Genomic DNA, 12,813 nt, shown 5'->3' on the forward strand with positions numbered 1-12,813 from the left:
ATTCATCAAATTGAAAAACGTCAATTGATAAAAATGAAATTTTCTTATATATTATTATAAGATGTTTTTACATCTAATTATTATTATAATCTATTTTTAATATATAAACTTTTTGCATATATAACAATAAAAAAGTGAAAAATAGCAATGAAATAGGGGAATAACGAAATTAAAAAATTATAAAAAAATAATTATAAAAAATTATAAAAAAATAATTATAAAAAATTATAAAAAATTATAAAAAAGAAAAAAATAGAAAAATTAGAGATCAGTTATGACTTGGATTAGACAAAGCCATAGAATCAGCGGATACTTTACTGGTTACAGCACCACTGATTTCTCTCATTTTCTTGATTAATCTTTCCTTTTTGCTACCATTGATTAAGATATTTTCTAAAACATCTTCGATGGTTTCAATAGGAATGATTTCAATCATGTCTTCATACTTTTTCTCAAGCATTACATCATCCATATTGGATTTAGGAAGTAAAACTTTCTTAATGCCTGCTTCTGCTGCCGCTTCAATCTTAGCAGTAGCTCCACCAATTGGCATTACATCTCCACGAACGCTTAAGGAACCGGTAAGTGCAACAGATTGATCAATAGGAATTCCTTCAACAGCAGAGATTACAGCTGCAGTTATTGAAACACTTGCGCTGTCTCCTTCTACACCATCATAACTTTGCAAGAATTGGACGTGAATATCATGATTGGAAATGTCAACTTGAGTGTATTTTTTAATGATTGCACTTACATTCTGAACGGAATCCAATGCAATTTCTCCAAGCTTACCAGTTACAATGATTTTACCTTCATTTTTACTGTTTGCAGGAGCCATTTCAGCAGCAATTGGCATAACAATACCGCTTCTGTCACCCATAACTGCTAAACCATTGACCATACCGATTTTTCCACCAGAAGAGTGGAATACACTGTATTCTTTTCTTTGTATGATAGATCTGTCAACAATTTGCTGTTCTAAGGTTCTTGCAAATCTCTTAGCGGTTACAACATGCTCAGCAGTTACTAAGTCTGCACCTTCCTCAATAGCTACATCACCAGAGGAACGTACTAAACCACCTAACTCCCTTAATCTGAGAGTCAATGCATTTTTTCTGCCTGCTCTACGTTTAGCTTCCAATATGATTTCATCAAGTGCATCGGTTGCAAAGTGTGGAATTCTTCCATCATTCTTAACTTCCTGAGCAACAAACTGGACAAGTTTTTTTCTGTTTTCTTCAGTATCCTCCATATAGTCCTTCATGAATACTTCATAACCATATCCTCTAATTCTTGAACGCATCGCAATGTGCATACCTTCGAGAACTTGAATGTTACCGGAAGCTACAAGAACAAAATCACAAGGAACTGCTTGAGAACGAACCATTGCACCACTGCTGTTTTCACTTTGACCAGTGATTGCATATTTTTTCTCTTGCATTGCAGATAAAAGCTCTTGTTGGGTTTTCATGCTCATTGTACCTATTTCATCAATGTATAAAACCCCTTTATGTGCCTTATGGATCATACCACTTTCAACACGTTCATGTGCAGGAGTTCCAAGACCACCAGATTGGTAAGGGTCGTGTCTTACATCACCAAGCAATGCACCTGCATGAGCCCCAGTAGCATCCATGAATGGTGCGAATCTTTTATCTCCATTGTTCACTAACAATTTTGGAGCGCTATTGGATACTTTAGGCTTGATCTGCATTGAAATAAATATAACAAGAAGTGCAGCAATAATAGCCTCAAATATTCTTTGATACATTAATCCAAGAACGAAAATAGCTGCAGTGACAAACATGGTAATCATCATCTTTTTCTCATCACCGCTTTTTGCATTAGCCTTGTTTGCCTTAACTATCTTTTTACCTTGACCTGCTGGCACAGTTCTGACCAATGGATAATTGCTGTCTTCTGGATTTGGATAAACCAATACATCCTGAAGCACTTCAGGAGGCAATAATTCAGCCATTCCTTTAGCTAACATTGACTTACCTACCCCGGGGTCACCAATAAGAAGAACATTTCTTCTTTGTTTAGCTGCCTTTTTAATAGTCTCAACAGACTCTTCATGACCAATGACCTGATCAATAAGCAAAGGAGGCACTTCTATATCTGCAGTATTTGAAATTGACTCATAATCAAGCATAGGTTTGATTCTACGATTTCCACCATCATCTTCAACAAACTCGACTTCAAGGGAATCTTTTTCTTCAGCCTTAGTTTCTGCAATTTCCTCAACTGCATCAGCATCAGCAGCGTTATCAGCTTCATCAATTATATTATCTTCTACAGAAGAGTCTACGATTTCTTCTTTAGACTCTAATTCTTCTACTTCTGTAGCAATTACTTTATCTTCTTCCATATAAAACCTCCTAAATATTTTAATTTTACTTAATTTCTAGTTAATATGACGATTGTTTCATAAATTATTTTTAAATTACCTCAATTTATAATCATATATTTTCATTATTAATATTACATTATATTAATATATATTAAACTACATTCTTAATAACTTTATGATTTTAGTTATATAAAAAGGTTTGTATTTTAGTAACTTTTATTAACTAAAATAACAGAATATGAAAATTCAAAATGGTTCCAAATAATTCAAACAAAAATATCAAATCAAATAAAATTTATATTTTATAAAAAACAAATGAAACTAATATACAAGAATTTGGGTAAAATTATGACAAAATGTTTAATGATTCAAGGAACTGCTTCCAATGCAGGAAAGAGTTTAATCGTTGCAGCACTTTGTAGGATATATACAAAAAGGGGATATAAGGTTGCTCCATTCAAATCACAGAATATGTCCTTAAACTCATACACTACAAAGGAAAACAAAGAAATTGCCATTGCACAGGTATTGCAGGCAAAAGCTGCAAACATAGAGCCTACAGTAGACATGAACCCTATTTTATTAAAGCCAAAAGGGGAATCATGTTCACAGGTAATCATCCAAGGCGAAGCAGTGGGAAACAAGGACTTCTTTAGAAAGTATGACAAGACAAAAGCTACCCAAAAAGACATAGACAATAATCTAATGGACGATGAAGATTATAGAATCATAGCAAAAGAAGCTGTAATAGACTCATTAAACAACTTAAAGAAAGATTATGACATAATAATTATGGAAGGTGCAGGTTCCCCTGCTGAAATCAACTTAAGGGAAGGAGACCTTGCAAATATGGGTGCTGCAGAAATAGCTGATGCAAATGTGCTTCTTGTTGGAGACATTGATAAGGGAGGAGTATTTGCATCAATAGCTGGAACATTCCTACTTCTTGATGATGCAGACAGATTAAGATTCAAAGGAGTTATCATAAACAAATTCAGAGGAAAACAGGAATTGTTATGCTCTGGAATCGAAAGATTAGAAGAAATCATTGAAGTTCCAGTCCTTGGAATAGTCCCATATGCAGAAAACCTGCAGCTTCCTGAAGAGGATTCCGCATCCCTAAAGGAACATGACTGGACTAAGGAATTCAAAAGCAATGATGATCATATAATAATTGGAGTAATCAAACTTCCAAAAATAGCTAATTTTACTGATATCGACCCATTTGATACAGAGGAAGACGTTGAAGTCAGGATGATTGAAGTCCATAACTATCAGGAAAAGATAAAGGACGTCGATGCATTGATCTTGCCTGGAACAAGAAATTCAACTGAAGACATAATGGAATTGGAAAAATCAGGCTTTGCAAACAAAATAAGGGAACTGTCAAATGAATCCAAAATACCAATAATTGGAATCTGCGGAGGATACCAGATATTAGGAAATAAGATTTATGATAAGGACCACAAGGAATCAAAGCTTGATGAAGTTGAAGGATTAGGTCTTTTGGATATTGAAAGCGAATTCATTAGAGAAGGCAAAATCGTAAAGCAGAGCTTAGCTACAATAGAAATTGATGAAAGCCCTGATGATAATGGCATGTTCCATGAAATCTTTTCCAAAATCAATGGCGAAGAGGTCACAGGATACGAATTGCACGAAGGAACTACAAACCTAATAAGTGCCAACCCATTATTTAAGATAGAAAAGGGAATTGGAAACAATGACAATGACCAATTCGATGGAGCATACAGTGAAAATGTATTTGGAACCTATTTCCATGGAATCTTCAATAACTACAATATCAGAAGGGAATTCCTAAACGCTTTAAGAAAAAGCAAAGGACTTGAAGAGAGAATTGGAGAAGACCCATTTGAAACAAGCGTAGAGAATTCACTCGAAAAATTAGCGAATATTGTAGAGGAAGCTCTGGATATGGATTACATTGATAAACTTATTTTTGATGAATAAAAAAAGATAGAAATTGGAAAAATAAGAAAATAATAGTTAAAAAGTAAATAAAATAAGTAAATAAAAAAGTAAGAAAATAAAAAAAGTTAAGAAAGTAGAAATCTAGTTAAGATCTCTACCAAAGATGTGAACAGCACAAGTACCACCAGTACCACCAACATTATGGGTCATACCGATTTCAGCACCATCCACTTGACGTTTGCCTGCTTCTCCTCTTAATTGCCATACGATTTCAGCAGCTTGAGCGATACCAGTAGCACCAAGAGGGTGTCCTCTTGCTTTTAAACCACCAGATGGGTTAATTGGACAATCACCATCGATATTGGTTTGTCCTTCCTCAAGAACTTTTCCACCTTCACCTTTCTTAGCAAATCCGAGGTCTTCAATTGCAAGCAATCCGTTGATTGAGAAACAATCGTGAACTTCAGTAGCATCGATATCCTTTACAGTCACTCCAGCCATATCATAAGCTTTTCTGGAAGCTGCAATGGTTGCATCTAAAGTTGTAATGTCTTTTCTGCTGTGCAATGCAATGGTTCCAGAAGACTGTGCAGATGCTCTTACATAAATAGGAGTATCAGTGAACTCCTTAGCTCTTTCTGCTGCACAAATAACAATAGCTGCTGCACCATCAGAAACAGGTGAACAGTCAAGTAAAGTTAATGGGTCTGCAACAGGAGAGGATGCCAATACTTTATCAACACTAATTTCAAATGGGAATTGAGCATTAGGGTTGTTTGAAGCATTCTTATGGTTTACTACAGACATCATAGCCAATTGCTCTCTAGTGGTTCCATATTCATACATATGCCTTTGAGCAATCATAGCATATAATGATGGGAAAGTAGCTCCTTGCTGTGCTTCCCATTCTTGGTCAGAAGCGGTAGCAATAGCAGGAGTTGCATCAACAACATCAGTCATCTTTTCTACACCTGCAGATACCACAACATCATGGTAACCTGAAGCGACAGCCATAATACCTTGTCTAAGTGCAAGTCCTCCTGATGCACAAGCAGCTTCAACTCTTGTACATGGAATTGGGTTCATACCCATACTATCAGAAATAAGTGCTGCTATATGTTCTTGACCTACGAAAAGACCTGCAGACATGTTTCCGACAAACATTGCCTCCAAATCTGCACCGCTAACATTAGCATCTTCCATAGCTCCAAGACCAGCTTGTGAAATTAATTCTCTAAATGAACTGTCCCATAATTCACCGAATTTTGTTTGGGAAGCTCCGATAATTGCAACATCTCTCATTTTTTCACCTTTATCATAATAATTATAATTAATTCCTCTAACTCTATCCTCTTTCTATGCCATTCTAAGTTTTCCTTTAAATTTAGCATAAACTGCATAATCAACGTAAATCTTTTTAGAGAGGATTTCTTCAGTTGTAGGAGCTAAATTTTTAACTTCTTCAATTCTGTCATTTACAGTTAAGGTAAATCCATCACTACCTGCACCTGAACCATAGGATACAATAAATATTTTATCTCCAGGTTCTGCTTTATCCAAAACATTGGAAAGTGCTAAAGGAACAGCACCAGAGTAGGTGTTTCCCACATTAGGAGTTAAGAGACCGTCTTTATATTGTTCTGGAGTAAATCCTAATTTTTTAGCTGCTCTTAAGTAAAATTTACCGTTAGGTTGATGGAAAATAGCATAATCATAATCCTCTACCTTTGAATCAGTTTTCTCAAGTAATCCTTTTGCTGCACCTAATACATGTTTGAAATAAGCTGGATCACCAGTGAATCTTCCTCCATGACTTGGATAAGGTTGACCTTCTCTTCTGTAAAAGTCAGGAGTGTCAGTAGTAAAGCTGTAAGTAGTTCCAAAGTCAGCAATGGTATTCTTATTACCAATGATATAAGCTGCACCACCAGCAGATGCAGTGTATTCTAAAGCATCTCCAGGAGCTCCTTGAGAGGTATCAGCACCAATAGCTAAACCATATTTTATCATGCCAGAGTCCACTAAACCCATAGTAGCTTGAATTCCAGCAGTTCCTGCCTTACAAGCAAATTCCAAATCTGCTGCAGTCATATCAGGAGTAGCTCCAATTGCTTCTGCAACGATTGTAGCGGTTGGTTTTACTGCATAAGGATGAGATTCTGAACCAACATAAACTGCTCCAATATCTTGAGGGTCGATTTGTGCTCTAGCTAATGCATATCTTGCAGCGCTAACTGCAATGGTTGCAGTATCTTCATCAGATGAAGGCACTGATTTTTCATTAACGATTAAACCGTTTGAGATTGAATCAGGGTTATCTCCCCATACCTTTGCGATTTCTTCTACTTTAATTCTATATGAAGGCACATTTGCCCCATATCCAACAATTCCTGCCATTAAATCACAACCATTTTATAATTTAGTCTTAATTGAAATAGCTAATAATTGCTATTAATTTAATTTTAATTTAAATAAATAAATATAATTTTTAATTTCAACAGTAGTTTTATCTTTTATTTTGTTTTTATAATGAAATATAAACTTAAAATGACTAAAAACTTAAAATATTCATTATAAGGTTATATTAATATAATATTATATTTTAATACATATAAACTTATTTAATAAAATAAGCAAAAAACAGCTAAAAATGAATCATTAAGCAATACTAAAAGAAGTTAATAAAAAATCATTGAATAAATATGGAAAAAAGCAGAATGTGAAAAAATCTCTAAAGAAAACTAATGGATCTAAAAAATTTGTAAATGATTTTTAAAAAATTAGAATAACTAGAAAATCTAGAAAAATAGCAAAAAAATTTTAGAAAAATAAAAAAAAACAGATGCAGCTGCCGGGATTCGAACCCGGGTTGTAGGCTTGGAAGGCCCAAGTAATAACCAGACTATACCACAGCTGCAATATAAAAAAAGTGCGGCGTCCGGGATTTGAACCCGGGTCTCTAACGTGGCAGGCTAGAGTCTTAACCAGGCTGGACTAACACCGCAATATACAACATATAAATGTTAGTTAACATAATATATAAATCTTTCTATAATTAAGATTTTTATTATATAAATAAGGAAAATGGGCAATAATTTAAATTAAAATAAGGAAAATCCTTAAAAATTTAAATCAACTGATATATCAAAGGAAGCATTGATTGAATACCTAAAACAAATATAGCAAATCCACCAATAAACTCAATGTGTCTGGAATATTTCATAGCGGATTTTGTACCGAAAACACCTATAAACTGCCAAATGATTACTGCTAATAAACTTAGTCCCGCAACAAGTAAAGGATTTGCTCCTTCAATAACACCTTGAGCGGATAAAACCAAGTTTTCAATGTTTCCGAAAATCAATAATCCTAAGAAAGGCTTATATTCATTTAAAAAATCTTTCATTGAAGACATTCTATCACTAACCTCTAACTGCTTCTAGCATTGATTGAATACCTAAAATAAATATGGCCAATCCACCAATGAATTCAATGTAAATTCCATAAGCTTCCAATTGCTGAGTACAAACAGTACCAATTATTAACCAACAAGTTACAACAATTAAACTAAAAATCGCTAATTTTAAAGGATTTGCTGCTTTAACTACTCCTTGAGAAGCTAAAATTAAGTTCTCGATATTTCCAAAAATTATTAAGGAAATTAAACCAATTGATAAAGCCATACTCATCTAATCACCATTTACACAATATGATTAAAATGATTGCTATTTTTTATTAGTTATTATTTCCGAACGGATTTAAAAAAAATATCAATGAAAAATAATAATTAATAAGAAATATAATCAAAATTAATCTTTAACATATTTTATTAACATTTAATCATATTTAAAATTTACTTAAAAAAATTAATTATTACCAAAAATTAGAAAAAATATATGAAATTGTTTATAAAAATAAAAAATAAGAAAAAAAGAAAAGAAAAGAAAAAATAAAAGGAAATAACTGGATGTGAATGAAAAAAATAGATTTTATTATTTTCTAGCAATAACGCAAAGCCATCCAGTGACTAATTCCCTATCTACACTATCAGGACCACTTTTTGAGAAACATATAATATCTGAAAATCCTGCCTCACGCAAATATTCATCAAATTCATCTTCAGAGAATATTTTCATATCCAAAAGATCAATGAGTTCCTTTTGACGCTCATCCTCTTCATCAGGAATTGCCTCATTGCAGATGAACATTATTCCATCATCTTTCAACACTCTTCTGACTTCTTTGCAGTCATTCACAAAGTCTGGCCAGAAATAAACTGTTTCAAATCCAGTTACTATGTCAAAGGTATTGTCTTCAAATGGGAGTTCAGAGACAGACCCTTGAATAATCTCACATCTTCCTTCGCCAATAGCTTTTTGATTTAACTTTGTGGATTTCTCCACAGCTATTTCAGAATAATCAAGTCCATAAACCTTATTTTCAGTCATTTTAAGGAATCTTTCAACATTGACTCCTCCACCACAACCAATATCTAAAATAACATCATCCTTTAGAATATCCAAATGGCTTACACCCCATTGAGCAAGGCTTTCATGACTTTCATTCATCCTATCCAATAATTTATCTCCCAATTCGCCAACAGGTTTTCGGGCATTAATGATCAGTTCCTTCTCTTCTTCACTTCTAATATTTTTTTCATTATCAGCCATTTTATAACTCCTAAAATATACCATTTTCAATATCTATTTATCAATATAATCTTACCATTAATAATATCAATTGCATAGTTAATAAATTTTAGTATCTCTGAAGAAAATGTTAAAATAATTAATGGAATATTAAAGAAGATTATTCTTCAAAATAAACTTCTCTAATAAACTCATGAATGCCTATATCAATCAAGGCAAAATCATTGAAAAAACCCAATAGAGCCAATTCATTCAAGTCATTTTCCTCAAGATCAATTGGAACCTCAATTTCCCCATCACCTCCAGATTCAGAAGGTTCACAAGAACCATAATCAATGCTGTTTTTAACATACATGTCTTCCGTATAATTTTTATAATTACGCTCTTTTTTATTTTCCAAATCTTTTTTATTTTCCAAAGACATTTTATCAAATCCTTTACATATTTTTAAAAATATTCTTGAATAAAGGTTGATTTTTAAAGAATATAAACATAAACAAAGAGCATTTGAAAAGTAATATTAAAAATAAAGAGTAATTAGTTAGTTAAATTAAAAATAAATCATATATAGTTTAATATATTAAAAAATAAGCATAATTATTAGAAATAGTTTAATATAGTAAAAAAAGTAAAAAAGTAAAAAAGTAAAAAAAGAAAAGAAATAAACCTTAAAAAAGGTTCATCTAAATTAAAGCCTACCCCTTTACCAAAATAGGAAAAAATTTTGGTCAAGGTTTTGCGTTGCCGTAGGCAACGGAAAAGCTTGGCTACATCATTGGAGGCATGCCGCCCATTCCTGGGTCCATAGGCATGTCGCCAGCACTGGTTCCGCTGGAAGCGATTACGTCATCGATTCTTAAAATCATTTCAGCAGCTTCGGAAGCAGATTGAATAGCTTGTTTTTTGACACGTTTAGGTTCTACAACACCTTCTTCTTTCATGTCAGTAACATCACCAGTGAATACGTTTAATCCCATGTAAGCAGATTTTTCGTGAGCAGCCCTTAAGTCTACTAAAGAGTCAATGCTGTCTAAACCAGCGTTTTCAGCTAAGGTTTTAGGAACAATTTCTAAGGATTCTGCAAATGCAGTTACTGCTAATTGTTCTCTTCCGCTAATGGATTGAGCATATTCTTTAAGTTTTTTAGCCATAGCGATTTCAGGAGCTCCTCCACCAGCTACAACTTGACCGTCTTCTACAGTAGCAGCCACTACACCGATTGCATCATCAACAGCTCTGTCGATTTCGTCAACGATGTGTTTGGTACTTCCTCTGACGAGTAAGGTTACTGCTTTAGGTTCTTGACATTCTTCTACAAAGATCATGTCATCACCAGAGATTTTCTTCTCGATTACGGAACCTGCGTGACCTAAGTCAGCTTCGGTTAAGTCATCTAAGTTAGATACAACGGTTGCACCGGTTGCTTTAGCTAATTTGTCAATGTCAGATTTTTTAACTCTTCTTACAGCCATGATTCCAGCTTTAGCTAAGTAGTGTTGTGCTAAGTCGTCGATACCTTTTTGTGCGAATAATACGTTTGCACCGACATCAGCGATTTTGTTAACCATATCTCTGACCATTTGTTCTTCTTGTTCAATGAATGCTTGCATTTGAGCAGGGTCAGTGATTCTGATTTCAGCATCTACTTCAGTTTCTTTAACTTCTAAAGGAGAGTTGATTAAGACAACTTTTGCGTCTTTTAATTCGGATGGCATACCTGGGTGTACTTTTTCTTTGTCTACGATTACACCTTGGATTAAGGTAGATTCTTCTACTACTGCACCATCTTTTTTCTCGATTTTAATGTGATCAGTGTCAACTTCACCATCGTCAGCTACTTGTTGTACAGCATCTACGATTAAGTTTGCTAAAGGTTCACGAGCTTTTTCAGTTCCTTTACCAGTCATAGCAGTCATAGCTACTTTTACTAAGATTTCACGGGAAATGTCTTCAATAGCGATTTCATCTAAGATTTCTTGTGCTTTTTCTGCTGCTTGTCTGTAACCCATAGCAATGATGGTTGGGTGAATGTCCATATCCAATAAAGTTTCAGATTTTTTGAGGAGTTCTCCAGCAATGATTACTGCAGTAGTAGTTCCATCTCCAACTTCGTCTTCTTGGGTTTTTGCAACTTCTACGAGCATTTTTGCTGCAGGGTGTTCAATATCCATTTCTTTTAAGATAGTAACTCCGTCATTGGTTACTACAATATCTCCGAGTCCGTCCACTAACATTTTGTCCATTCCTTTTGGACCTAAAGTGGTTCTTACAGTTTCTGCTAATACTTTACCTGCTAAGATGTTGGTTCTTTGAGCATCTCTACCTAACAATCTGTTAGTTCCTTCAGGTAAAATGAAAATAGGTTGACCTTGTGCCATTCTATACACCTCAATTTTTTTAATAAATAATTTTTTTGATAGATTAAATAAATATAAGTTAATTTAAATCATTGATAGATTCAACTAATTTAATAATATTTATTCTATAATAACAATGGGTTTAAAGTAATATATAAAGTTTTTGTTTTTATGATGAATTTTTATAAAATTATTATTTTAAATAAAAATATGATAAAAATAATAAACTTTGAATAAAATTATAATAATATATCAAAAATATGAACAAAATAATATAAATTTAATTTAGTTACAAAAATATATTAAAATTGAAAGTTCCTTTGCAGTTAACACTAGTTCCTTTGCAGTTAACACTAGTTCCGTTGCGGTAAACAATTGAAAGAGACATGGTGGGAGTGCATGTTTTCCAAAATGTTATTATAATAAGATTTACAAAATTTTAACTAATTATAATTGACTTGGAGGTGATTTTATAACAGATGAAGGAATAGAAAATCACAGCCCATCTAAGGATTATGTTGATGAAGATGTTGATGAAAAATATAAAGAATTGCAAAGACTAAAAGACGAGATTGAACGGCAAATAATCGAAATGGATGAAAATAAGGCTGTGAAAGTTCATAAAAAACTTGAAAATGCAAAGGGAAAAAATAAATTAAGTGAAAATATCAATGAAGAGAACATCGATGAAGAGATAAGGAAACTTGAAAAAACCAATAAAAAAATCAGCACTTATCAAAGATTCATGGATGCCTTTGAAAAAAACATTGACATTGATCCTGGAAGGCTGATGGGGCTTACTGATGGGATATTCAGTATAGTAATGACCCTTTTGATCTTTGGAATGGTCTTGCCGGATAAGGAAATACTCAATTACACTGGATTCATAAATTTTTTAGGCTCCATCGGACCAATAGCTGGACTAATCATTGTGAGCTTCATTGTACTGGGTTCATTCTGGATTTACCATCATGAGTTCATGAAAATAAAAAGCTTGAATATGCCTTATCTATGGTTAAATATCTTTTATTTAGCATGCCTATGCTTCATACCTTTTTCAACATCAGTCATTGGAAACTATTCACATTTCTTCTTGGCAAATGTAATATTTGGAGTGAATATACTTTTAGTTATAATATTCTTTTTAATCATGTTCCATTATGCACACAAGAGAGGATTCCTTGAAGAATACACAAGCGAAGAAGATAAAAAATATGTATTCCACACTTTGTATATGCTTATGGGTGTCACAATTATCGTAAACCTACTTGACTTTAATGTAAACCCTAACTTCATTTACTTGTTCCTATTGATTCCTATCATTTCAACATTAAGACATATTCAGTACCTAATGAAATAATATATAATAATTTATCAAATAGAGGAATTAGGTGAAGTAAAAATAAACTAAGACTTATAAAAAAAGTTAATAAATAACAAATAGTATAAAAAAAGCATAAAGTCAAAGAAAAAACGATTTCATGAAAAATTCTAAAATTACATGAAATTCAAAAACGATGCA

At 33.1% G+C, this 12,813-nt stretch carries 10 protein-coding genes and 2 tRNA genes; 2 read left to right on the top strand and 10 right to left on the bottom strand.

Features of this window, described 5'->3' with window-relative positions; all coding sequences use genetic code 11:
* Positions 1 to 268: 268 nt before the first annotated feature.
* On the bottom strand, positions 269 to 2,155 hold the full coding sequence (lonB, locus tag QZU90_RS07280) for an ATP-dependent protease LonB (RefSeq protein WP_295606907.1): 1,887 nt from the start codon (positions 2,153 to 2,155) through the stop codon (positions 269 to 271).
* A 546-nt stretch (positions 2,156 to 2,701) separates the two neighbouring features.
* Here lonB and cobQ point away from each other — a divergent pair.
* The gene (gene cobQ, locus QZU90_RS07285) at positions 2,702 to 4,324 is read left to right on the top strand and encodes a cobyric acid synthase CobQ (protein ID WP_394350206.1); all 1,623 of its coding nucleotides are present in this window, start codon (positions 2,702 to 2,704) and stop codon (positions 4,322 to 4,324) included.
* A 102-nt stretch (positions 4,325 to 4,426) separates the two neighbouring features.
* On the opposite strand, the gene QZU90_RS07290 is transcribed toward cobQ, so the two are convergent.
* The 9 genes from QZU90_RS07290 to thsA form a co-directional block, all read right to left on the bottom strand.
* Positions 4,427 to 5,587, bottom strand: a complete 1,161-nt coding sequence (locus QZU90_RS07290) for a thiolase domain-containing protein (RefSeq protein WP_295606848.1) — start codon at positions 5,585 to 5,587, stop codon at positions 4,427 to 4,429.
* 54 nt (positions 5,588 to 5,641) lie between these two features.
* Entirely contained in the window at positions 5,642 to 6,682 is a 1,041-nt protein-coding gene (locus tag QZU90_RS07295) for a hydroxymethylglutaryl-CoA synthase (protein WP_295606845.1), read from the bottom strand.
* A 446-nt stretch (positions 6,683 to 7,128) separates the two neighbouring features.
* Positions 7,129 to 7,202, bottom strand: a tRNA-Gly gene (locus QZU90_RS07300).
* Between the two features lie 13 nt (positions 7,203 to 7,215).
* Positions 7,216 to 7,289 (bottom strand) — tRNA-Gly (locus tag QZU90_RS07305).
* Positions 7,290 to 7,412: 123 nt separating this feature from the next.
* Positions 7,413 to 7,691, bottom strand: coding sequence for a hypothetical protein (locus QZU90_RS07310; protein WP_295606904.1), 279 nt, complete (start codon positions 7,689 to 7,691; stop codon positions 7,413 to 7,415).
* A 16-nt stretch (positions 7,692 to 7,707) separates the two neighbouring features.
* A complete protein-coding gene (locus tag QZU90_RS07315) occupies positions 7,708 to 7,974 on the bottom strand; it encodes a hypothetical protein (protein WP_295606842.1) in 267 nt (88 codons plus the stop codon).
* Positions 7,975 to 8,277: 303 nt separating this feature from the next.
* Positions 8,278 to 8,955: a class I SAM-dependent methyltransferase gene (locus QZU90_RS07320; protein WP_295606839.1), complete on the bottom strand. Its 678-nt coding sequence runs from the start codon at positions 8,953 to 8,955 to the stop codon at positions 8,278 to 8,280.
* A gap of 139 nt (positions 8,956 to 9,094) precedes the next feature.
* Positions 9,095 to 9,358, bottom strand: a complete 264-nt coding sequence (locus QZU90_RS07325) for a hypothetical protein (protein ID WP_296856417.1) — start codon at positions 9,356 to 9,358, stop codon at positions 9,095 to 9,097.
* Between the two features lie 343 nt (positions 9,359 to 9,701).
* On the bottom strand, positions 9,702 to 11,312 hold the full coding sequence (thsA, locus tag QZU90_RS07330; protein WP_295606833.1) for a thermosome subunit alpha: 1,611 nt from the start codon (positions 11,310 to 11,312) through the stop codon (positions 9,702 to 9,704).
* 529 nt (positions 11,313 to 11,841) lie between these two features.
* Here thsA and QZU90_RS07335 point away from each other — a divergent pair.
* Complete coding sequence (locus tag QZU90_RS07335; protein ID WP_296856419.1) at positions 11,842 to 12,651, top strand: TMEM175 family protein; 810 nt, start codon at positions 11,842 to 11,844, stop codon at positions 12,649 to 12,651.
* Positions 12,652 to 12,813: the final 162 nt, after the last annotated feature.

Origin of the sequence: uncultured Methanobrevibacter sp. (genome assembly GCF_902784195.1) — an archaeon.
GTDB lineage: Archaea > Methanobacteriota > Methanobacteria > Methanobacteriales > Methanobacteriaceae > Methanobrevibacter.